The sequence below is a fragment of the Pseudomonas sp. 86_A genome (genome assembly GCF_017491705.1).
Taxonomy (GTDB): Bacteria; Pseudomonadota; Gammaproteobacteria; order Pseudomonadales; family Pseudomonadaceae; genus Aquipseudomonas; species Aquipseudomonas koreensis.
Window position 1 is genome coordinate 310,688 of the sequence record NZ_JAFGYS010000005.1, and the last position, 22,306, is coordinate 332,993.

The window sequence follows — 22,306 nt, forward strand, 5'->3', positions numbered from 1 at the left end:
CCTTATTCGCCCGATGCGCTCGGAGCTCCGGCGCGCTTGCGCTTGGAACCGCTGCTACGGCGACGTTTGCGCGGAGCGCCACTGGCGTCATCACCCTTGCCGCTGAGGTCGCGGATCATGTCGCGACGTTCGCTGTCGTTGGCGTCCTGATAGTCGGTCCACCATTCGCCCAGACCATCGGTCTGCTCGCCGGCGCTTTCGCGTAACAGCAGGAAATCGTAGCCGGCGCGGAAACGCGGGTTGTCCAGCAGCAGGTCGGCACGTTTGCCGCTGCGGCGTGGCAGGCGTTCCTGCATGTCCCAGATCTCGCGGATCGGCATGGTGAAGCGTTTTGGAATCGCGATGCGCTGGCATTGTTCGGCGATCAACTCGTGCGCGGCTTCCTGCATCGCCGGAATCGGCGGCATGCCGCGCTCTTGCAGACGCAACACGCGGGCTGGCAGGGCAGGCCACAGCAGGGCGGCAAACAGGAACGCCGGGGTCACCGGTTTGTTCTGCTTGATGCGCAGGTCGGTGTTGGTCAGCGCTTCGCTGATCAGCGTATGGGTGTATTCCGGGTTGTGCTCGAGTGCATCGGCACTGGCCGGGAACAACGGAGCGAACAATTGCAGATCGACCAGCATCTCGAAGGTGATCGCGCCGTGGCCGGAGAGGAACAGCTTGAGCACTTCCTCGAACAGACGGGCTGATGGGATCTCGCGCAGCATCGGCGCCAGTTCACGGATCGGCTGCACGGTGTGCTTCTCGATACCGAAATTGAGCTTGGCGGCGAAACGCACGGCGCGCAGCATGCGCACCGGGTCTTCCTGGTAGCGCTGCTTCGGATCGCCGATCAGGCGGATCAGGTGATTGCGGATGTCGTGTACGCCGTTGGCGTAATCGAGAATGCGCTCGCTGACCGGATCGTAATACAGGGCGTTGATGGTGAAGTCGCGGCGTTGCGCGTCTTCTTCCAGGGTGCCGTAGACGTTGTCGCGCAGAATCCGCCCGCTCTCGTTACGCGAAGACTGATTGCTGTCTTCTTCGTCTTCGTTTTGCGGGTGATTGGCGCGGAAGGTCGCGACTTCGATGATTTCGCGACCGAAATGGATATGCACCAGTTTGAAGCGGCGACCGATGATCCGCGCATTGCGGAATTCGGCACGGACTTGCTCGGGGGTGGCGCTGGTGGCGACGTCGAAATCCTTGGGTGTGATGCCCAGGAGCATGTCACGCACGCAACCACCGACCAGATAAGCCTGGTAACCGGCACCTTGCAGGCGTTCGACGATATTGACCGCATAGCGGCTGAATTGCCCTTTTTGCAGCGAATGTTGGCCGCTGTTGAGGACTTCAGGCGTGCTACGGATGTGTTGCGTACGACGCAGGGGAGTTCGGAATGACTGGAACAGCTTCTTCAGCATGGGATGCACTGTTTGAAGGAATGTTCGGCCATACCAAAGAATGACCGCATGATGGGCGCAGATTCTAGCATTTAGTCGGGGGATGGTGTAGGAGGCTGCCGATTTGCCCTGAAAGCCGCTGGCTACAGGCGTCGAGCGGGATGTAGGCCGAGGATTTTGCCGAAAGGCAGAAACCACAAGGGGAGCCGAAGCTCCCCCAGAAGTAGTTGCGTGCTCTTTTTATTATTGATTCGGGCTTCTTGTTTTTGTTGAGTGCCCTCGCCATGAAGTGTTTCCTTCATGACCCTCCCAATCGGGAGCCAAGAGCAAACGGATTGCTTTGGTCGCTGAGTTGCAGTGATCTTGCGATCCAACCAGTACAGGCTCTGTCTTAGGACAGTTTTTGTTGTTCTCGGCCTGGTCGCGGGGCTAGCCCCAAATACAACGCCTCTCCAAAAGAATCAGTTAGCTGCGCCTCTCGCCGTCTTGTTTTTATTGTGCGTGAGTCGATTCGTCTTATTTTTATTGTCTTGTGCATTGCTTGTTATTGTTCTTGTACCAAACATATAGCAGGTGCCGTGCCAACTTTTGCGAGGTCCAATAAAACAAGGGGTTAGGTCGATATAACCGTTTTCTCGGGGCGTAAAAAAGCCGGGGTTTCGTTACCGATAACCCCGGCTTCTGTTACGTGAAAGGACTGAGGTAACAGTTTTTTCACATCTTCAAGCGTTACCCGCACACTCGACAGGTAACGTTCAGCTCTCGCTGGTGACGCCGGTCTTGCGTCGTGGAATGCCCAGGCGCTGACGGCGTTCCCACAGACACTTGCGGCTGACGCCCAGTTTGCGCGCCAGTTCGGTCTCGGTCATGTGGTCCTGATGCTCAAGCACGAAGTGCTGGAAGTAGTCTTCCAGCGACAGGTCTTCGGTCGGCTCATGGCTGCTGTTGCTGGTGTTACCCGCGGTTTGCGCCGGCAAGCCGATGAACTCGTCGTCTTCCAGATCGCTCAGCTCGATGTCGATGCCCAGCAGTTCGGCAGAGATTTCCGGGCTTTCGCTCAGGATCACCGCACGCTCGACCGCGTTTTCCAGCTCACGCACGTTGCCCGGCCACGAATAGTGACGGATGGCCTGTTCGGCATCGGCGGCAAATTTCAGGTCGGTACGGTTGATGCGCGCGCTCTGGCGGGCGAGGAACGCCGTGGCGATTTCGTTGACGTCGGCGCCACGTTCGCGTAACGCCGGCAGTTTCAGGGCGATCACGTGCAGACGGTAATAAAGGTCTTCGCGGAACTGGCCGATTTTCGCCAGGCTCTTGAGGTCCCGGTGAGTCGCGGCGATCAAACGCACATCGACCTTTTGCGACTGCACCGAACCCACGCGGCGAATTTCACCTTCCTGCAGCACTCGCAGCAGACGTGCCTGGGCTTCCAGCGGCAGTTCGCCGATCTCGTCGAGGAACAGCGTGCCGCCGTCCGCCGCTTCCACCAGACCGGCACGACCGGCGCTGGCGCCAGTGAACGCACCTTTTTCGTGGCCGAACAGTTCGGACTCGATCAGGCTTTCCGGGATGGCTGCACAGTTCACCGAAATCATCGGTGCCTTGGCGCGCTTGGACAGGTTGTGCAGGGCGCGGGCGACCAGCTCTTTACCGGTGCCGGATTCACCCTGGATCAGGACATTGGAGTCGGTCGGCGCGACTTTGCGGATCTTGTTGTACAGATCCTGCATCGGCGGGCACGAACCAATGATACCGATCTCGCCGTTGCTGTTGTCGACAGACGACTTGCCGCTGCCATTGGCCGCTTTGCCGGCAGGCACTTCGCCGGCAGCAGGTGCCGACTGGTGATCTCGCAGGATCCGTGCGACCGCCTGGAGCATTTCATCGTGATCGAAAGGCTTGGCGATGTAGTCCACCGCGCCCATCTTCATCGAGTCCACGGCCGAACGCAGGCTGGCGTAACTGGTCATGATCAGCACCGGCTTGCCCTGACCAAGCTTGATCAGCTCGGTACCGGGGGCGCCAGGCAGGCGCAGGTCGCTGACGATCAGATCGAATGTGGGAATACTGAAGCGTTCTTGTGCTTCCTGCACAGAACCGGCTTCGCTGACCTGATACTGGTTGCGTTCCAGCAGGCGGCGCAAGGCGGAGCGGATAATGGTTTCGTCTTCGACGATCAAAATGTGCGGCATTGATTCGATACTCTCGACGGTCTCAGTTCACAGCGGACGTCGCTTCGACATGACGCGGTAAGGTCACCCGGATACGGGTGCCGCGCTGGCTTTGTACATCAGCCGGGCTGTCGATGGTGATTTGTCCATAATGCTCTTCAACGATGGAATAGACCAGTGCAAGGCCCAGACCGGTACCTTCACCCGGGTCCTTGGTGGTGAAGAAAGGTTCGAACAATCGATCCATGATGTTCTGCGGAATGCCACTGCCTTCGTCCTCGACGATCAGATCGACCGTGTGTTCGCCGGCTTCGCTCTTGACCCGCACCGCACTGCCCGCAGGCGAGGCGTCACGGGCATTGGAGAGCAGATTGATCAGTACCTGGGCGAGCCGTTGCGGGTCGCCTTCGACCCAGTGATCCGGGTCGCACAGGTTGTAGAACTGCACTTCGAAGTTGCGCCGGTTCAGCGCCAGCAGGCCAATCGCATCCTGCGCGACTTCGGCCAGGCAGACGGGCTCGTCGCTGTGCTGGTGGCTGCCGGCGTGGGCGAAGCTCATCAGCGACTGCACGATGCGCGACACGCGCTTGGTCTGTTCGAGGATCTGCCCGCTGATTTCCGTCAGCTCGCCGTCTTCTTCGCGCTCTTCGCGCAGGTTCTGCGCCAGACAGGCAATGCCGGTGATCGGGTTGCCGATTTCATGGGCCACACCCGCCGCCAGTCGGCCGATGCTCGCCAGACGCTCGGAGTGCACCAGTTTGTCTTCGAGCATCTGGGTTTCGGTCAAGTCTTCCACCAGCAGCACCAGGCCGCTGTTGCCCGGCGCCAACGGTTCATCGATCGCCGCTTTGTGCAGGTTCAACCAGCGGGTCTGGCCGTCGAGGGCCAGGTGCTGCTTGTGCAAATGCTCGTCGGGCAGGTTGATGAAGCCTTGCAGCAATTGCTTCCACGGATTGGCAATGGTGCTCAGGCGCGAACCGACCACCCGTTGCGCAGCGATCCCGGTGAGCTCTTCCATGGCCTTGTTCCACATCAGGATCTCTTGATCCTTGGCCAGCGAACAGACGCCCATCGGCAGTTCCTGCAGGGTCTGGCGGTGGTAGCGGCGCAGGGCGTCGAGTTCGGCGGCCAACCCGGTGAGCCGCGAGTGGTAGTCCTCGAGGCGGCTTTCGATGAAGTGGATGTCTTCGGTGACGTAGTTTTCACCTCCGGCCTTGTACGGCAGGAAGGTTTCGACCATGTCTTGCGCCACGCTCGGGCCCATCAGGCCGGAGAGGTTGGCTTCGATCCGGTCGCGCAGGCGGCGCAGCGCATAAGGGCGGCGTTCGTCGAACGGCAGATACAGATCGCGCAGCGCCTGCTCGACTTCTTTCTGTGCCGCTTTGGCGCCCAAGGGTTTGGCCAGTTGCGTGGCGAATTCCTGGGGCGAGGCCGCGTGCAGTTCGCGGCGTTGCGGACGACGCACGTTATCAACCGCGCAGGCTTCGGCAGCGCTGGCTTCTTCGGGGCTGGCGTTGGTGAACAGCGAGATCAGGGTGAACATCAGCACGTTGGCCGCCAGTGAGGCAATGGCCGCCATGTGCCAACTGGTGTCGTCCAGCACGTAAATCATGTTCAGCAGGGGAATGTAGAAGCCCTGCAGATTGCCGACCAGCGGCAACAGCATGGTCACCACCCACACCAGAATCCCCGCCAGCAGACCGGCGATAAAGCCGCGACGGTTGGCGGTCGGCCAGTACAGCACCGAAAGCACGCCGGGCAGGAATTGCAGGGTCGCGACGAAGGCGACGATGCCGAGGTTGGCCAGATCCTGTCCGGCGCCAAGCATCAGATAGAAGCAGAAACCGGCCATGATGATCGCGACGATCAGCGCCCGGCGCGTCCACTTCAGCCAGCGATAGATATTGCCTTCGGCCGGCGGCTGATAGAGCGGCAGCACCAAGTGGTTCAGCGCCATGCCCGACAGCGCCAGGGTGGTGACGATGATCAGGCCACTGGCGGCCGACAATCCGCCGACATAGGCCAGCAGGGCCAACGGCTTGCTGTTGGCGGCAATGCCGATGCCGAGGGTGAAGTATTCCGGGTCGGTGGTGGCGCCGAGCTTCAGGCCGGCCCAGAGAATCAGCGGTACCGCCAGGCTCATCAGCAACAGGAACAGCGGCAGGCCCCAGCTGGCGCTGACCAGCGAGCGCGGATTGAGGTTTTCGGTGAAGGTCATGTGATACATGTGCGGCATCACGATCGCCGAGGCGAAGAACACCAGCAACAGTGTGCGCCATGGGCCTTCCTGCAGTGGCGTATGTAACGCGGCGAGGGCGGTCTGGTTTTGCAGCAGCCACAGTTCGAGCTGTTGCGGACCGTCGAACACGCCGTACAGCGCATACAGACCGACGCCGCCGAGGGCGATCAACTTGATCACCGATTCGAAGGCAATCGCGAACACCAGCCCTTCGTGCTTCTCGCGGGTGGCGATATGCCGGGAGCCGAAGAAAATCGTGAACAGAATGATCAGCGCACAGAACGCCAGTGCGACCCGGCTCTGGATCGGCTCGCCGGTGAGGATGCCGATGGAGTCGGCCACCGCTTGAATCTGTAGAGCCAGCAGCGGCAGCACGCCGATCAGCATGAAGATCGTGGTCAGCGCGCCGGCCCAGGTGCTGCGAAAGCGGAAGGCGAACAGATCCGCCAGCGACGACAGTTGATAGGTGCGGGTGATTTTCAGGATCGGATACAGCAGCACCGGCGCCAGCAGAAACGCGCCGGAGACCCCGAGATAACTGGAGAGAAAGCCGTAGCCGTATTGATAGGCCAAACCCACCGTGCCGTAAAACGCCCAGGCACTGGCGTAGACCCCCAGCGACAGGGTGTAGGTCAGCGGGTGGCGAATGATCGCCCGCGGGATCATGCCCCGTTCACTGATCCAGGCAACGCCGAACAGCACCGCCAGGTACGCGGCGCTGATCAGGATCATCTGGGTCAGGCTAAAGCTCATCGGCATCTTTTTGGCTCTGCAGGATGAAGGTCACGACAATCAGGATCAACCAGAGCAGATACGGCCGATACCAGGCGCCCGTGGCGTCGATCCACCAATCCATGATGGCTGGCGAAAACAAATAGATTCCCACGACCAGAAGCAGGACCAAGCGATAGATGTACATCCCGGCCTCTCTTTTTTATGCGCGTGCCCGAAAACGTGCGGCGATGGTAACGGATGGCGGCGCGACTGCAAGTGTCGTCATTGCAGTTGCGCCTCGGGCAACGTCAGTGTGCGCGGGATCCTGGATGCATCCCAGTGGGCTGCGCCCCATTTCAGCAACTCCTGCGGTGAAGCGTGGGCCAGTTCGGTGCCGGGGTTTTGCCCTAGTGCACGCAGGGCCCGCAGCAGCAGCGGGGTGGCTTGATCGGCCTCAAGGGGCGGCGAACGGTAGGATTTGCCGAGCTTGTTGCCGTCCGGCTGCGTAATCAGTGGCAGGTGCAGATAGCGCGGCTGGCGCAGTCCCAGCAGTTCCTGCAGGTAGAGCTGGCGCGGCGTGGAGTCGAGCAGGTCGGCGCCGCGCACGATGTCGGTGATGCCTTGCCAGGCGTCATCCAGCACCACCGCCAGTTGATAGGCGTAGAGGCCGTCGCGGCGGCGAATCACGAAATCGCCGACATCACGCCCCAGATGCTGGCGAAACTCGCCCTGCACCCGGTCGATGAAGTGATATTCCAGCTCCGGCACGCGCAGGCGGATCGCCGCGTCTTGCTTTTCATGCCCGGCATTGCGGCACAAGCCCGGATAAATGCCGTTGTAAGACTCCAGCTGTTTGCGCGAACAGGTGCAGGCGTAGGCCAGGCCGTGATTGAACAGGCTGTTGAGGACTTCGCCGTAGGCGGCATGCCGGTCACTCTGACGCACCATCTCGCCGTCCCATTCGAACCCGTAGCTTTCCAGCGCCTTGAGGATTGCCGCCTGCGCGCCGGGCTCTTCCCGGGGAGGATCGAGATCTTCCATGCGCACCAGCCAGCGTCCGCCCACCGCGCGCGCGTCGAGGTAAGAGGCGAGGGCAGCGACCAGCGAACCGAAGTGCAGGTGGCCACTGGGGGTGGGGGCGAAGCGGCCGATGTAGGCGGGGGAGGTTTTGGCAGTCATGGAGTGAAACTACTTTTCAGGGCGTTCGCAGGTCAACTTGTAGGAGTGAGCCTGCTCGCGATAGCAATAGGTCAGACAACATAGACGTTGAATGTCAGGCCGCTATCGCGAGCAGGCTCACTCCTACAGGGCAAAAGGCAGAAACAAAAACGGAGCGTTCGCACGCTCCGTTTTTCGTTCAGGTCGAGATTACTTGCCGACCTGCTTTTCCTTGATTTCAGCGAGGTTCTTGCAGTCGACGCACATGTCCGCTGTAGGACGGGCTTCTAGGCGCTTGACGCCGATCTCGATGCCGCAGGATTCGCACCAGCCGTAATCTTCGTTCTGGATCAGATCAAGCGTCTTGTCGATCTTCTTGATCAGCTTGCGCTCGCGATCGCGGGCGCGAAGCTCCAGAGCGAATTCTTCTTCCTGGCTGGCACGGTCGGCCGGGTCAGGGAAGTTGGCCGCTTCGTCTTTCATGTGGTCGACAGTACGGTCTACTTCCTGCATCAAGTCCTGCTTCCACTTGTTCAGGATCTTGGTGAAGTGGGCGCGCATCGGAGCGCCCATGTACTCTTCGTCTTTGGCCTGAACATAAGGTTCGAAACCGCTGACGGTCGGATTAGCCTGTTGCTTTGCTTGGGTGGGCATGAAATGGACCGCCTCTACTCTTGTAATCCATTGCGCAGGATTGCTCCATCACCGACACCTGCCGGCCCTGCGGCTGCAAGCGGGCGAACTTACCAGATCAATTCGGCCTGCGCTACTCCCGGATGTCGAGGCCCCGGCGAGTGGCGCTTGCAAATGTTTGGCAAGCCGTGTCTGGCGGTGTGGGAGACCTGTTCAATCACTGATTTTAGTCAATCCTGGAGCGTACGTGCGTATCGTTACAGTCCAGCGTTCTTGAGGCTGTGACCGCGACGGGTTCTCGCTCGTTCCGGCAGATGGGTAGAATCGTCTCTTTTTCGCCGCCGAAGGAAAACCAATGGCTCAGCCCTACAGTGCGCGCAGTCGTGCGATCGAACCGTTCCATGTGATGGCGCTGCTGGCGCGGGCCAACGAATTGCAGGCCGAGGGTCACGACGTGATCCACCTGGAAATCGGCGAGCCGGACTTCACCACGGCCGAGCCGATCATCCGTGCCGGGCAAGCGGCGCTGACGGCGGGCAAGACTCGCTACACCGCCGCGCGGGGCATTCCCGAGCTGCGCGAGGCGATCTCCGGTTTCTATCAAACGCGTTATGGCCTGAACATCGATCCGCGGCGGATCCTGATCACGCCCGGCGGCTCCGGCGCCCTGTTGCTGGCCAGTGCCTTGCTGGTGGATCCCGGCAAACACTGGCTGCTGGCCGACCCGGGTTATCCGTGCAATCGGCACTTCCTGCGTCTGGTCGAAGGCGCGGCGCAGTTGGTTCCGGTCGGGCCTGAGGTGCGTTATCAACTGACTCCGGATCTGGTGGCGCGGCACTGGGACCACGACAGCGTGGGCGCCTTGGTGGCTTCGCCGGCCAACCCGACCGGGACAATCCTGACCCGTGATGAACTGGCCGGGTTATCCACGGCGATCAAGGCGCGGCACGGGCATCTGGTGGTGGACGAGATTTATCACGGTCTGACCTATGGCACCGACGCAGCGAGCGTGCTGGAAGTCGATGACAGCGCGTTTGTCCTCAACAGTTTCTCCAAATATTTCGGCATGACCGGTTGGCGTCTCGGCTGGCTGGTGGCGCCAGAGGCGGCCGTCGGCGAGCTGGAAAAACTCGCGCAGAACCTCTACATCAGTGCCCCGAGCATGGCGCAGTACGCTGCACTGGCCTGTTTCGAGCCGGATACCATCGCCATCCTGGAAGAGCGCCGCGCCGAGTTCGGCCGCCGCCGTGACTTCCTTCTGCCGGCGTTGCGCGAGTTAGGTTTCAACATCGCCGTTGAGCCGGAAGGGGCGTTCTATCTTTACGCGGATATCAGCCAGTTCGGCGGCGATGCCTTCGCGTTCTGCCGACATTTCCTCGAAACCGAGCACGTAGCCTTTACGCCGGGGCTGGATTTCGGTCGTTATCAGGCCGGTCACCATGTGCGTTTTGCCTACACGCAAAACCTCCCTCGCTTACAAGAAGCGGTGGAACGAATCGCCCGTGGCCTGAAGAGCTGGCAAGGCTGATGCGCTTTTATCCGGCTCTGGAGGAGGCGCGGCTGATCCGCCGCTATAAACGTTTTCTCGCTGATGTTGAAACGCTCAACGGCGAACTGTTGACCCTGCACTGCCCGAACACCGGGTCGATGCTCAATTGTCAGGTCGAGGGCGGGCAGGTGTGGTTCAGCCGCTCCAACGACCCCAAACGCAAGCTGCCCGGGACCTGGGAAATCGGTGAAACCCCGCAGGGCCGGCTGTTTTGCGTGAACACCGGGCGCGCCAATGCGCTGGTCGAAGAAGCGTTGCAGGCTGGGGTTATCAGCGAGTTGAACGGCTTCACGGCGCTTAAGCGAGAAGTGGCGTACGGCCAGGAAAAGAGCCGCATCGACTTTCGCCTCGAATACCCGAGCGGCCCGGCCTACGTGGAAGTGAAAAGCGTCACTCTGGGGTTCGACGGGACAAATGTGGCGGCGTTTCCCGACGCAGTCACCCAGCGTGGCGCCAAGCATCTGCGGGAACTGGCGCATCTGGCCCGTGACGGCATTCGTGCGGTGCAGCTGTATTGCGTCAATCTCAGCGGGATCGACGCGGTGCGTCCGGCCGAGGAAATCGATGCGGCCTACGCGGATGCCCTGCGCGAGGCCGTCGCGTGCGGGGTCGAGGTGCTGGCGTACGGCGTGCGGTTAAACCATGAGGAGATGGTGATCGACCGCCGACTGGACGTCTTGCTCAACGGTTAAACATCGATCCACAGCCCTTCGGCATCTTCGCGGCAAGGGATAGCCGTCAGTGATTGCCCGGCACAGGGGCCGGCAACACATTCGCCGTCCTCGATCAGAAACAGTGCGCCGTGGGTGGCGCACTGGATCAGGCTGTTGCTGTGGTCGAGAAACTGGTCGGGCTGCCATTCCAGGCCAACGCCGCGGTGCGGGCAACGGTTGATATAAACATAGGCCTGACCATTGCGGCGCACGGCAAACAGTTTGTTGCCGTCGATGTCGAACCCACGGCTGCCGGCCTCGGCCAGATCGGCCCCCGCGCACAAAAACTTCATGGCTATCCTCAAGTGTCGGCTCGTAACGGGAAATGTCCAAGCTTGACGTTTAAATGCAAACAATTATCAAATGGCCGCCTTCATTCGCCATACGGTGACCGATGCCTAGGATACTGGGCCCGTTGTCCGGCTGCGCGGAAAAACCTGTTCAAGGAAGCTGTGTATGCGCCTGAAAACCCGCGTGGCTGTGCTGTGTGTCGGACTGCTCGCCAGCCTGCAGGTGCTGGCCGCCGATTTGCCACAACGCTGGGTCAGTGCCGGTGGGGCGCTCTCGGAGTGGGTGAGTGCCTTGGGCGGCGAATCGAAACTGGTCGGCGTCGACACCACCAGTCAGCATCCGCAGTCCCTGCAGGCACTGCCAAGCATCGGTTATCAGCGCAGCCTGTCGGCAGAAGGCATTCTCAGCCTGCGCCCGGACATTCTCATCGGCACCGAAGAAATGGGGCCACCGCCGGTCATCGCTCAAGTGAAGAGCGCCAAGGTGCGGGTCGAACTGTTCTCGGCGCAACCGGATCTGCCGACGCTGGAGAAAAACGTTACGCATCTGGGGCAGTTGCTGGGGGCGCAAGCGCAGGCGACGCAGTTGTTGGAGCGTTATCAACAGCAGCTGACGGCGCAGCAATCCCGGGTCGCCAAGTTACAGGCCCAACATGAAGCTCCCGGTGTGCTGGTGCTGATCGGGCATGCCGGTGGCAAACCGTTGATCGCCGGCAAGGACACCGCGGCCGACTGGCTGTTGCAACAGGCCGGCGGGCATAACCTGGCGACGCATACGGGTTACAAACCCTTCTCCGTGGAGTCGCTCGCCGGGCTCGATCCCGAGGTGCTGGTGTTCGCTGATCGCGCGCTGAGCGGTGAGGCGGCGAAAGCGGCGCTGTTCAAGGAAAACTCGATTCTCCAGGCAAGTCGCGCAGCCAAGGCCGGCCGGGTGCTGGAGCTGGATCCGACGCTGCTGGTTGGCGGGCTCGGGCCACGTTTGCCAGCGGCGGTGCAACGTCTGGCTGACGGTTTCTACCCGGCCAAGGGCAACCCATGACCCCATTGGTCAAACCGCGCAGCCTGTTCCTCGGCCTGACACTGCTGTGTCTGCTGGCCATCTGGCTGTCACTGGCGCTGGGGCCGGTCAGCCTGCCTCTGTTCGATACCTTGCGCGCTGCATTACGCATGCTCGGCTTGCCGCTGGCGCCGGACGGCCTGGAGCAGGCTGAGCTGATCCTCGGGCAGATTCGCTTGCCCCGCACCTTGCTCGGGCTGGCGGTCGGCGGCGTGCTGGCGCTGTCCGGTGTGGCAATGCAGGGCTTGTTTCGCAATCCGTTGGCCGACCCCGGGTTGGTCGGGGTGTCCAGCGGTGCGGCGTTGGGCGCGGCGGTAGCGATTGTTGGTGGCTCGTTGTTTGGCGGTTTGCCGGAGTGGTTCGGGCCGTATCTGTTGTCGTCGTGTGCGTTTCTCGGTGGGCTCGGGGTGACCGCGCTGGTTTATCGGCTCGGCCGCCGCAACGGTCAGACTAATGTGGCGACCATGCTGCTGGCGGGGATTGCCCTGACGGCGCTGGCAAGCTCGGCGGTGGGACTGTTTACCTATCTGGCGGATGACGCGACCCTGCGCACGCTGACGTTCTGGAACCTCGGTAGCCTCAATGGCGCCAGTTACGCGCGGCTCTGGCCGTTGCTGATCATCAGCACCGGTGTGGCACTGTGGTTGCCGCGTCGCGCCAAGGCCTTGAATGCCTTGTTGCTCGGTGAGTCCGAAGCGGGGCACTTGGGTCTTGATGTCGAGCGACTCAAGCGCGAGTTGGTGTTTTGCACGGCGCTGGGTGTCGGTGCGGCCGTGGCGGCCGCGGGGATGATCGGCTTCGTCGGGCTGGTGGTGCCGCACCTGGTGCGCTTGCTGGCCGGGCCGGATCATCGCGTGCTGCTGCCGGCCTCGGTATTGGCCGGGGCCAGTCTGTTGTTACTGGCGGATCTGGTTGCGCGGCTCGCGTTGGCGCCGGCGGAGTTGCCGATCGGTATTGTCACTGCGTTTATCGGTGCGCCGTTCTTCCTTTACTTGCTGTTGCGAGGACGTGCCTGATGCTGCGTGCGCACAATCTGCACGTCCGTCGCGGGCGCGAAACAGTGCTCAGCGATGTGACCCTGCACCTTGAACCGGGTGAAGTGCTGGGTGTGCTCGGGCCGAACGGTGCCGGTAAAAGCACACTGCTCGGCGCACTGTGCGGAGAGCTGGCGGCCAGTGAAGGCGAGGTTTCGCTGGAGGGGCAGGCCTTGAGTCACTGGGCGGGCACGCAGCGCGCTCAGCGTCTGGCGGTATTGCCGCAGGTGTCGACGCTGGACTTTGCCTTTCGCGTCGAAGAAGTGGTCGGCATGGGCCGCTTGCCTTACCAGAGCGGTCGGGTGCGCGATGACGAGATTGTCGCGGCAGCCCTGAATGCCGCGGATGCCGGGCATCTGAGCGGTCGCAGTTATCTGGCGTTGTCGGGCGGCGAGCGTCAGCGCGTGCATCTGGCGCGGGTGCTGGCTCAGTTGTGGCCGGGGCAGGCCGGGCAAACCCTGCTGTTGGACGAACCGACATCGATGCTCGATCCGCTGCATCAGCACACGACGCTGCAAGCGGTGCGCGCATTTGCCGACCGCGGCGCGGCAGTGCTGGTCATCCTGCATGATCTGAATCTGGCGGCGCGCTATTGTGATCGTGTGCTGTTGCTTGCAGGCGGACGCCCGGTGGCGCTGGATACACCGCAGCAGGTATTGCGACCGGATACGCTCAAAGCCGTGTTCGGTCTTGAAGTCTTGGTGCAGCCGCACCCGGAGCGTGGGCATCCGCTGATCATCGCCCGCTGATTCTCATCGAGGTGATGGCATGCGTGGGATGTGGCTATTGATCGTGTGGTTGCTGGCGGGGTGTCAGCATGTTGCCGCGCCGCCGCCGATCAGCGGCGAGATTCGCGATCTGCGCAGCGGTCAGGTGCTGACGGCGCAGGAACTGCTGACGCGTCTGGCCAAGCCGCAACAGCTGATCATTGGCGAGCAACATGACAACGCCGATCACCACGCCGCGCAGTTGTGGCTGTTGCAGGCGCTCGGTGAACAGCGGCCCCAGGGCAGCCTGCTGCTGGAAATGCTCACGCCAGATCAACAGCCGAAAGTTGATCAAGTTCGTCACGCGCCAGCGCCGCCCACTGATCTTGCCGGCGCCTTGGCCTGGCAGGACGGTTGGGACTGGAATCTCTATGGTCCGATCGTTCGGTTCGCCCTCACGCAACCGTATCCGCTGTTGGCGGCCAATCTGGATACCAGCGAAATTCGCGCGTTTTATCGTCAGCCGCCAGATTTGAGCGGTGCGCGCAGCAATGCGGCCTCGGTGCAGGCCACGCTGCTGGAGCAGATCAGCGACTCACACTGCGGCTTGCTGCCCACATCGCAGATGCCGGCGATGCTCGCCGTTCAGCAGCAACGTGATCGGCGCATGGCTCATCGGTTGCAGGCAGCGCCCACGCCAGCCGTGCTGTTGGCGGGGGCCTGGCATGCGCGCAAGGATGTTGGCGTGCCGCTGCATGTTCTGGATTTGGGCGCTGCTCAGGCGCCGACGGTGCTGCTGTTGGCCGAGCAGGGGAGCGAAGTCAGCGCAGCGATGGCTGATTACATCTGGTACACCCCGGCAACACCCAAGCAGGATTACTGCGCGCAGATGCGCAAACAGTTCGGCCAATGACTTTTCCACAGGCAAAAAAAGACCCGGTAAAAACCGGGTCAAATAACCGTGATTAGCCTGATGAGGAGATAATCTGAGAGTCCGAACCAAGGGCTTTTCAGAATATCGACTGATCTCGCGACCAGTTGTGATAATCATAGCGATTCTCATTACCGAGTCAACCACTGTTTTTGCATTTGCTTGATTTAGTCATGCCGACGGTCGCAGCGCCCCGGAAACACGGGGCCTGGCGCTAACCTTTGAGTGCGCTCAGCTGGGTGATCTGCTGGTTGAGTTGGCCGATCCGGCGCGCCATGCTCTCAATCAGGCTGTGAGCGATTTTCGGATTGTTGCGGGTCATGCTCAAAAACTGATCGCCGGGAATCAGCATCACCGTGCTCGGCTCGCGAGCGATGACCGTGGCATTGCGCGGCTCACCGGTGAACACCGCCATGGCACCGAAAATCTCGTCTTTGGGCACGTCGCCGACCTTGTGCCCGTCAACAAATGCTTCGGCATGCCCATCGATGATCACAAAGACGTGATCGGCCACATCGCCCTGCTGGATCAACACCTCACCGCTCTCGACCCGCTTGAAGCCATTGGTGCTGCGAAACTCCCGCGGCTTCAGCTCAGCCACCGCGTGGGCCAGCATTGCCATCTGCCCCAGCAGATACTCCAGCAGTTGCTCGGCCCGTTCGGGTTCAGCAAACACATGTTGCAGCAGTTCAGTGCGCCTATAAGGCAGCAACCGCAATGGCCCGTCACTGCACAGACGGCAGTCGGCCCAGGCTTGACCTTGCTGCAGACCGATCAAGTCGCCTTCCTGCCAATAAAAAACCGCGCGGCCTCCGAGGCAGCCGTTGATCACGCCTTCTGTCAGCAGAAACAACTGATCGGCAGGTAATTGTTGCAGCAGATCGTCAGTAGTTTGCAGCTCCAGCGCCGGCCCGCACGGCGTAAGCCCTTCGAGCCAGCGTCCAGGCAAGCTCTGCAAACGATTGATCAGTGCATCGACCGGTGCCGATTGTTCCCCGAGCAAATACATGGCCGTCAGCGCCCGTTCAATTCTTGTGCCGCGCGGAAATGGCCTCGAGCTGCTTGTTCAAGGCGTCTTTGCGTTCGGCCGGGATGTCGTTCCAATGCACATCCATCAGCGCCCCTTCGATCGCATACAGCAACACCTTCGATGCGCGAAACCCACGGGTACGCACCGCCCGATAGGCGTCCACCGCCCCCAGGCGACGCAAGTCCGAGGCGCTGTGGATGCCCACGGCATGCAGCCACTGCGCCGACGTCTTGCCAAGATTCTTCAAGTGTTGCAGTTCATCATTCATCAAGCCTCCTTGCGACGGCCGAATGGTGCGTGGGCGAGCTTCTCAGGAGTGTAGCCATCAGTAGGAAAAGCGTGGTTGTTTGGTCGGATTAGACGCAAACGCTTCTAAGAAAGGGTGGTGTAGGAGGGGGCGAAAGGTCTGCGGACGCAGGTAGACGGGGAGAGTTGCCAATAAATGTGGGAGCGAGCCTGCTCGCGAAAGCGGTTCAACTCTCACATTCATGTCGACTGACACTGCGTATTCGCGAGCAGGCTCGCTCCCACCGGGCGGGTGTCGTGTCGGAGAAACGGGTGTATCAGCGGGTGCGATAACGCAAGCGGGTACCAAAATTCATCGACATCAGGATTTCGTCGGCACTCAGTTCCGGCGGGAAGTACGCTCCGGAAATCTGTGCGTGGGCCAGGCTTGCGCCTTCCAGTGATGAATTTCGGAAATCAATGCCACGCAAATCGGCGGAACGGAAGTACGCGTCCCGGAAATCCACGCCATCGGCATTCAGTTCACGCAGATCGAGACCGCGGAAATCGCCACCGACCATGTCGATCGGGCCGTCTTTCGGGCGTTCCTTGTTGAAGCCTGCGATGTCGTCTTTGTGCAGCAAGGCATAAAGCGGGGTGTCGAGAAGTTTCGGCTGGCTCATGTCACATCACCTGTTGGTTTTATGACGCCAGTATAGTGCCACTATTTGACGGCCGTGAAGCAAGCGAGGGCTTCACGGCCGAAATAGTTTCTTACAGGCCCGGCAGACGCTGGCGGATTTGCGCTACGACGGTGTCGAGGGTCCCGCTTTCATTAGTTTGCACGCGTTTGCTGCGCAGGATTTCTTCTGGCGTCAGGGCTTCGCGGTTGGCCTGTTGCGCCTCGATCACGGCCAACGTGGCGTCAGACGGATCTTTTTTGTCGGCCTGACGAATCGCCAGCCAGCTCTCGATCACTGCTTGCGGCGCGTTGCAGTCAAGGATCAGGAACGGTGTGCCAGTGGCTTCGGCCACTTTCGCGGCGTCGTCGCGTTGCTCGCGCTTGAGGTAGGTCGCATCGATCACCACCGGGAACCCGGCGTGCAGGATGACGTCAGCGATTGTGTGCAGGCGGGCGTAGGTGGCAGCGCTGGCATCGGCGCTGTAAATCCCGGCCTGCACGTCGTTGGCCACGGTTTGCTCGCCGAACAGGCGCTTGCGCTCGACGTCGGAACGCAGGCGAATCGCGCCCAGTGCTTCGACCAGGCGCATCGCCACATGGCTCTTGCCGACTGCCGATACACCGTGGGTGATGGCCATGAAACGCGAAGGAATGGTGCTGTAGCTTTCCGCCAGGTTGGCGTAGTTGCGGTACTGGCGCAGGGTGGTGGCGCGCTGCACCGGGGTAGCGTCCGCTGGCATGCTGAACAGCGCAACCTTGGCGCGAACCAGGGCGCGGTAGGCTTTGTAGAAGTTCAGCACTTCCAGGCCTTGATAGTCGCCGGTCAGTTCCAGGTATTGACTGATGAAACGACGGGCCAGGGATTTCAGGCCACGGTCTTCAAGGTCCATCGCCAGGAAGCCGGTGTCGGCCCAGACGTCGGTGAAGCGGAACGGTTCGTTGAACTCGATGCAGTCGAAGATCACCACTTTGCCGTCGATGACCGTGGCGTTGCCCAAGTGGATGTCACCGTGACATTCGCGGGTGAAACCCTCGGCCTTGCGCTGGGCGAACAGTGGCTTGAGGCGTTCGAAGCTGCTTTCGGCCCAGGCTTTCAGCGCTTCGAGTTGCAGCAGATCGTTCTTGTCGCTGAGGAACGGCAGGATCTGTTCGAAGTTTTGCGAGACCGGGGCCATCACTGCATCCGGTGTGCCGGCTTCGTGCTCGGCCGGAACCTTCGGTGCGCTGAGGTGGAAGTGGGCGATCTGCTCGGCCATTTCATCGATGTGCTGAGTGGTCAACTCACCGTTGGCCTGCAGGGTGCTGAGCAGGCCGGCCTGCGGGAACTGACGCATTTTCAGCACGTATTCGATCACCGGGCCGTCGCCGCCCAGTTGTGGCGCCTCGACGCTGCCGGTGACCGGCAACACGTCCAGATACAAATCATCGGTCAGGCGCTGGTTCAGGCGCAGTTCTTCAGCGCAGAAATGTGCGCGCGATTCCAGACCGGTGAAGTCGAGGAAACCGAAATTCACCGGCTTCTTCACTTTATAGGCAAAGGGACCGGTGAGGATCACCCAAGAGATATGGGTTTCGATGACCTGGAACCCTTCGACGGGGTGCGGGTAGAGGGCCGGGTTTTGCAGGGCAGCGATCAGGGACTGGCTCACGGGCGATCCTTCAGAGACTGGGAAATTCGAGGTCGCCATTATGGCCGCTCGCCAGCCTGACGCAAACCTCGGAGCGCTCCTGTTGAGTATGAATAAAGTGCGTATAATCCGCCGCCATGACTCGAACTCGATCCCCCCGTACCAAGAAAAAACCACCTGCCAAGGGCCTGCGCCCGTGGTTGGGCTGGGCCATTAAACTCAGCCTGGTCGGCCTTGTGGTGCTGGCCGGCTTCGCCGTTTACCTCGATGCCGTGGTGCAGGAGAAGTTCTCCGGCAAGCGCTGGACCATCCCGGCCAAGGTATACGCGCGTCCGCTTGAGCTGTTCGTCGGACAAAAGCTCAGCAAGGACGATTTCCTCACCGAACTCGACGCCCTCGGCTATCGCCGCGAAGCCGTGAGCAATGGCCCCGGCGCTGCTGCAGTCAACGGCAATACCGTTGATCTGAACACCCGCGGCTTCCAGTTCTATGAAGGCCTGGAAAAAGCCCAGCCGGTGCGCGTGCGTTTCTCCGGCGACTATGTGGCCGAACTCTCCGGGCTCAACGGTTCGAAACTGTCGGTGGTGCGGCTGGAGCCGCTGATGATCGGCGGTATTTATCCGAAAAACCTTGAAGACCGCATTCTGATCAAGCTCGATCAGGTGCCGCCGTATCTGCTGGATACCCTGGTAGCGGTGGAAGACCGCGACTATTACAGTCACTGGGGCGTATCGCCGAAATCGATTGCCCGGGCCATCTGGGTCAACACTTCTGGCGGCAAAATGACCCAGGGCGGCAGTACCCTGACCCAGCAACTGGTCAAGAACTTCTACCTCACCAACGAACGCAGCCTGAGCCGCAAGCTCACCGAAGCGATGATGGCGATGCTGCTGGAGCTGCATTACGACAAGAAAGAGATTCTTGAGGCCTACCTCAACGAAGTCTTCGTCGGTCAGGACGGTCAGCGTGCGGTGCACGGTTTCGGTCTGGCCAGCCAGTTCTTCTTCGGCCAGCCTCTGTCCGAGCTCAAGCTGCATCAGGTTGCGTTGCTGGTCGGCATGGTCAAAGGCCCGTCCTACTACAACCCGCGTCGTAACCCGGAACGTGCGCTGGAGCGGCGTAACCTGGTGCTCGACGTGCTTGAGCAGCAAGGCGTGGCGACGGCCGAACAGGTTGAAGCGGCGAAGAAAATGCCGCTGGGCGTGACGACGCGCGGCAAGCTCGCCGACAGCTCGTTCCCCGGCTTTATCGATCTGGTCAAACGTCAATTGCGTGAAGACTATCGCGACGAAGACTTGACCGAAGAAGGCCTGCGGATCTTCACCAGTTTCGACCCGATTCTGCAGATGAAGGCCGAGGCGTCGGTCAACGACACCTTCAAGCGTCTGGCGGGGCGCAAGGGCTCCGATGACGTGGAAGCGGCGATGGTCGTGACCAATCCGGAAACCGGCGAAGTCCAGGCGATGATTGGCAGCCGTCAGGCCAGTTACGCCGGTTTCAACCGGGCGCTGGATGCCGTGCGGCCAATCGGTTCCCTGGTCAAGCCGGCGGTATATCTGACCGCGCTGGAGAAACCGAGCCACTACACGCTGACCAGTTGGCTGTCGGATGATCCGTTGTCGATCAAAGGCGCGGACGGCCAGGTGTGGAAGCCGCAGAACTACGACCGCCGCTCCCACGGTACGGTGTTCCTCTATCAAGGGCTGGCGCACTCCTACAACTTGTCGACATCGCGTCTCGGCCTGGAAGTCGGTGTGCCGAATGTGCTCAAGACCCTTGCGCGTCTGGGCGTGACCCGGGAATTCCCGGCGTTCCCGTCGATGCTGCTGGGGGCCGGCGGCATGACCCCGATTGAAGTGGCGACCATGTACCAGACCCTCGCCAACGGTGGTTTCAATACACCGATGCGCGGGATTCGCAGCGTCCTGACCGCCGAGGGCGAGCCGCTCAAGCGTTATCCGTTCCAGATCGAGCAGCGTTTCGATCCGGCGTCCATTTACCTGATCCAGAACGCCATGCAACGGGTGATGCGTGAAGGTACCGGCAGCTCGGTCTACAACGTACTGCCCAAGACCCTGACCCTGGCCGGCAAGACCGGTACCAGTAACGATTCGCGTGACAGCTGGTTCGCCGGGTTCAGTCAGGACCTGCTGGCGGTGGTCTGGCTCGGTCGTGATGACAACGGCAAGACTCCGTTCACCGGTGCGACCGGTGCGCTGCAGGTCTGGACCAGTTTCATGCGCAAGGCCGACCCGCTGCCGCTGGACATGCCGCAGCCGGACAACATCGTTCAGGCGTGGGTCGATTCGCGTACCGGACAAGGCTCTGATGCCAACTGTCCGGGGGCGGTGCAGATGCCGTATATTCGCGGCAGCGAACCGCCACCCGGCGCCGCGTGTGCAAGCGAAACGCCTGCTTCACCGGAGTCGGTGATGGATTGGGTCAAGGGCTGGATGAATTAAGCAAAGAGGGTTTCAAGTGAACAAGTGGTTGATTCCAGCGGTGACCGCCGTGGCTTTGCTCAGCGGCTGCTCTACCGTACAGCGTGGTTCGATCCCGGTGGTGGACTCCGGCACAGCCGTATCCAACAGCGAACGTCTGTCGTCCAACGGCGGTTTCCGCAAGACGACAGTCAAGCGTCCGGTACAAGGCCAGGCGCAATCCCAGGCCATCCCGCAGGGTGATACCGGCGTGGTGGTGATGGTGCCGGGTGGCGGCGCCACGACATCGGCGCCGATCAGCACCTCGCCGATCGTGCCAGGTCCGGCTTCCGGCGGTATCACCGCGGGGCCGTACAATCCGTCGCCGGTCGAGTCGGCGCCGATCAACACCGGCAGCTACAGCATGCCGTCGACACCAAGCGGAATTCCTTCGGCCAGCAGCGGCGGTGGTCTGTCGGCAGACGAGCAACTGGACGGCCCGGTGCTCGCCTTGCTGACCACCGCACAGCAACAGCAGGCCGGCGGCGACCTCAATGGTGCGTCCTCCAGCCTGGAGCGTGCCCAGCGCGTTGCCCCGCGTGAGCCGCAAGTGCTTTATCGTCTGGCGCAGGTGCGCATGGCGCAAGGTGATGCGCCGCAGGCCGAGCAGTTCGCCCGTCGCGCGCTGACCATGGCTAACGGTCGTCCGGATCTGCAAGCCAACCTGTGGGAAATCATCGCGCAGTCCCGTGAGAAGCAGGGCGACTCCGCCGGTGCAGCGCTGGCCCGTCAGAAGGCCAAGGTTTCGCTCTGATGGATACTCGTTTCCCGAAAATCGCCGATCAGTTGCTGCTGATCGAACGTGAACTGCGCACGCAGGGTTGGTGGGATGAGGTTCAGCCGTCGCGCGAAGCCCTGAGCAGTGTCGAGCCGTTTTCGGTCGACACGCTGGATTTCGAGCAATGGCTGCAATGGATCTTTCTGCCGCGGATGAAAATGATCCTCGAACAGGACCAGCCGCTGCCCAATGCCTCGGGCATCCAGGAAATGGCTGAAATGGTCTTCGCCCAGCGCAATCTGCAGGGCAAGGATCGACAACTGCAGGTGCTGCTCAAAGAGTTCGACCTGCTGATCACGGCCTCGCGCTAGCGCCGATCCCTGTAGGAGCTGCCGAAGGCTGCGATCTTTTGATTTTGCTTTCAAAGATCTAAAGATCGCAGCCTTCGGCAGTTCCTACAGGTACCTAGTTACAATTCTCGGCTATCTGTTTCTGAGCCTCGACAATACGCTCCTGTCGCTGCGCATCATCCAGCCTTCGCAACTGTCCCTCGACCTCTTCCCTCAACCGCGGATTGTTCTGCAATTGCGCCAGGTTCGTCCGCGCCTGCTCGCAAAACTGTTTGAGCTGCGCCTGTTGGTCGGCCACCTGTTTCTTGACCTTGTCGTCGATGGCTTTCTGATCGCCCAGCGCACCGCTGCCAGGCATCGCTGCGGGTTTGGGCGGGGGCGAGGAGGGCGTCTGCACGGTCGTCGTCGGCAAACCTTGCGGGGGCTGTGCATCGAAGTGCGTGACGCCTTGGGCATCGACCCATTTGTAGATTTGAGCGGCCGAGCACCAGGGGCTGAGGCCGATCAGCAGAGTTAACAGAAGCGTTCGCATGCTGATTCCTTGGCAAAATTGCGCAATTGACGCTAACAGAGTAGCGGTTTTCAGGTTTTTTCTTGCGTTCTCATGTGCTTACC

At 61.1% G+C, this 22,306-nt stretch carries 21 protein-coding genes; 9 read left to right on the plus strand and 12 right to left on the minus strand.

From position 1 onward, the window contains the following. Nucleotides 1-2: 2 nt before the first annotated feature. From J5M57_RS10385 to dksA, 6 genes are all read right to left on the minus strand, one after another. A complete protein-coding gene (locus J5M57_RS10385) occupies nucleotides 3-1,403 on the minus strand; it encodes a polynucleotide adenylyltransferase PcnB (RefSeq protein WP_064589220.1) in 1,401 nt (466 codons plus the stop codon). A 734-nt stretch (nucleotides 1,404-2,137) separates the two neighbouring features. Continuing rightward, complete coding sequence (locus J5M57_RS10390; RefSeq protein ID WP_207849088.1) at nucleotides 2,138-3,574, minus strand: sigma-54 dependent transcriptional regulator; 1,437 nt, start codon at nucleotides 3,572-3,574, stop codon at nucleotides 2,138-2,140. A 22-nt stretch (nucleotides 3,575-3,596) separates the two neighbouring features. Next, nucleotides 3,597-6,551 (minus strand): sensor histidine kinase, encoded by a 2,955-nt coding sequence (locus J5M57_RS10395; RefSeq protein WP_007963899.1) that lies wholly within the window; start codon nucleotides 6,549-6,551, stop codon nucleotides 3,597-3,599. Next, nucleotides 6,535-6,711: a hypothetical protein gene (locus J5M57_RS10400; RefSeq protein WP_003176118.1), complete on the minus strand. Its 177-nt coding sequence runs from the start codon at nucleotides 6,709-6,711 to the stop codon at nucleotides 6,535-6,537. The genes J5M57_RS10395 and J5M57_RS10400 overlap by 17 nt, the downstream gene beginning before the upstream one ends. 77 nt (nucleotides 6,712-6,788) lie before the next feature. Then, complete coding sequence (gene gluQRS, locus J5M57_RS10405; RefSeq protein WP_207871965.1) at nucleotides 6,789-7,685, minus strand: tRNA glutamyl-Q(34) synthetase GluQRS; 897 nt, start codon at nucleotides 7,683-7,685, stop codon at nucleotides 6,789-6,791. A 189-nt stretch (nucleotides 7,686-7,874) separates the two neighbouring features. After that, nucleotides 7,875-8,318 (minus strand): RNA polymerase-binding protein DksA, encoded by a 444-nt coding sequence (dksA, locus tag J5M57_RS10410; protein WP_042561095.1) that lies wholly within the window; start codon nucleotides 8,316-8,318, stop codon nucleotides 7,875-7,877. A 334-nt stretch (nucleotides 8,319-8,652) separates the two neighbouring features. On the opposite strand from dksA, the gene J5M57_RS10415 reads away from it, so the two are divergent. Beyond that, nucleotides 8,653-9,825 carry a pyridoxal phosphate-dependent aminotransferase gene (locus J5M57_RS10415; RefSeq protein ID WP_169843355.1) on the plus strand — a complete coding sequence of 391 codons (1,173 nt, stop codon included), beginning with the start codon at nucleotides 8,653-8,655 and terminating at the stop codon, nucleotides 9,823-9,825. Next, nucleotides 9,825-10,538, plus strand: a complete 714-nt coding sequence (sfsA, locus tag J5M57_RS10420) for a DNA/RNA nuclease SfsA (protein WP_083367899.1) — start codon at nucleotides 9,825-9,827, stop codon at nucleotides 10,536-10,538. The genes J5M57_RS10415 and sfsA overlap by 1 nt, the downstream gene beginning before the upstream one ends. Here sfsA and J5M57_RS10425 read toward each other — a convergent pair. After that, nucleotides 10,535-10,852 (minus strand): Rieske (2Fe-2S) protein, encoded by a 318-nt coding sequence (locus J5M57_RS10425; RefSeq protein WP_207850140.1) that lies wholly within the window; start codon nucleotides 10,850-10,852, stop codon nucleotides 10,535-10,537. The two genes, sfsA and J5M57_RS10425, sit on opposite strands and share 4 nt — an antisense overlap. Before the next feature lie 163 nt (nucleotides 10,853-11,015). Between J5M57_RS10425 and J5M57_RS10430 the strand changes: the two genes are divergently transcribed. The 4 genes from J5M57_RS10430 to J5M57_RS10445 are packed head-to-tail and all read left to right on the plus strand — an operon-like array spanning nucleotide 11,016 to nucleotide 14,560. Continuing rightward, on the plus strand, nucleotides 11,016-11,888 hold the full coding sequence (locus J5M57_RS10430) for an ABC transporter substrate-binding protein (protein WP_207850141.1): 873 nt from the start codon (nucleotides 11,016-11,018) through the stop codon (nucleotides 11,886-11,888). Nucleotides 11,889-11,938: 50 nt separating this feature from the next. Beyond that, nucleotides 11,939-12,922: an iron ABC transporter permease gene (locus J5M57_RS10435; protein WP_207850147.1), complete on the plus strand. Its 984-nt coding sequence runs from the start codon at nucleotides 11,939-11,941 to the stop codon at nucleotides 12,920-12,922. Further along, the gene (locus tag J5M57_RS10440; RefSeq protein ID WP_207850142.1) at nucleotides 12,922-13,689 is read left to right on the plus strand and encodes a heme ABC transporter ATP-binding protein; all 768 of its coding nucleotides are present in this window, start codon (nucleotides 12,922-12,924) and stop codon (nucleotides 13,687-13,689) included. Before J5M57_RS10435 ends, J5M57_RS10440 begins: the two co-directional genes overlap by 1 nt. Before the next feature lie 19 nt (nucleotides 13,690-13,708). Beyond that, a complete protein-coding gene (locus J5M57_RS10445; RefSeq protein WP_207850143.1) occupies nucleotides 13,709-14,560 on the plus strand; it encodes a ChaN family lipoprotein in 852 nt (283 codons plus the stop codon). A 232-nt stretch (nucleotides 14,561-14,792) separates the two neighbouring features. On the opposite strand, the gene J5M57_RS10450 is transcribed toward J5M57_RS10445, so the two are convergent. The 4 genes from J5M57_RS10450 to J5M57_RS10465 form a co-directional block, all read right to left on the minus strand. Further along, the gene (locus tag J5M57_RS10450; protein ID WP_207850144.1) at nucleotides 14,793-15,587 is read right to left on the minus strand and encodes a Crp/Fnr family transcriptional regulator; all 795 of its coding nucleotides are present in this window, start codon (nucleotides 15,585-15,587) and stop codon (nucleotides 14,793-14,795) included. A gap of 16 nt (nucleotides 15,588-15,603) precedes the next feature. After that, nucleotides 15,604-15,876 carry a TfoX/Sxy family protein gene (locus J5M57_RS10455; protein WP_016773175.1) on the minus strand — a complete coding sequence of 91 codons (273 nt, stop codon included), beginning with the start codon at nucleotides 15,874-15,876 and terminating at the stop codon, nucleotides 15,604-15,606. A gap of 295 nt (nucleotides 15,877-16,171) precedes the next feature. After that, complete coding sequence (locus J5M57_RS10460) at nucleotides 16,172-16,516, minus strand: pentapeptide repeat-containing protein (RefSeq protein ID WP_064589208.1); 345 nt, start codon at nucleotides 16,514-16,516, stop codon at nucleotides 16,172-16,174. Between the two features lie 91 nt (nucleotides 16,517-16,607). Continuing rightward, complete coding sequence (locus tag J5M57_RS10465; protein WP_169843360.1) at nucleotides 16,608-18,164, minus strand: bifunctional aminoglycoside phosphotransferase/ATP-binding protein; 1,557 nt, start codon at nucleotides 18,162-18,164, stop codon at nucleotides 16,608-16,610. 116 nt (nucleotides 18,165-18,280) lie between these two features. Between J5M57_RS10465 and mrcB the strand changes: the two genes are divergently transcribed. The 3 genes from mrcB to J5M57_RS10480 are packed head-to-tail and all read left to right on the plus strand — an operon-like array spanning nucleotide 18,281 to nucleotide 21,712. Then, nucleotides 18,281-20,605 (plus strand): penicillin-binding protein 1B, encoded by a 2,325-nt coding sequence (gene mrcB, locus J5M57_RS10470; protein WP_064589206.1) that lies wholly within the window; start codon nucleotides 18,281-18,283, stop codon nucleotides 20,603-20,605. Nucleotides 20,606-20,621: 16 nt separating this feature from the next. Beyond that, nucleotides 20,622-21,377, plus strand: a complete 756-nt coding sequence (locus J5M57_RS10475) for a hypothetical protein (RefSeq protein ID WP_169843361.1) — start codon at nucleotides 20,622-20,624, stop codon at nucleotides 21,375-21,377. Next, nucleotides 21,377-21,712, plus strand: a complete 336-nt coding sequence (locus tag J5M57_RS10480) for a YqcC family protein (RefSeq protein ID WP_169843362.1) — start codon at nucleotides 21,377-21,379, stop codon at nucleotides 21,710-21,712. The genes J5M57_RS10475 and J5M57_RS10480 overlap by 1 nt, the downstream gene beginning before the upstream one ends. Nucleotides 21,713-21,806: 94 nt before the next feature. Here J5M57_RS10480 and J5M57_RS10485 read toward each other — a convergent pair whose 3' ends face one another. Beyond that, nucleotides 21,807-22,223, minus strand: a complete 417-nt coding sequence (locus J5M57_RS10485) for a DUF4124 domain-containing protein (RefSeq protein WP_207850145.1) — start codon at nucleotides 22,221-22,223, stop codon at nucleotides 21,807-21,809. Nucleotides 22,224-22,306 lie beyond the last annotated feature (83 nt).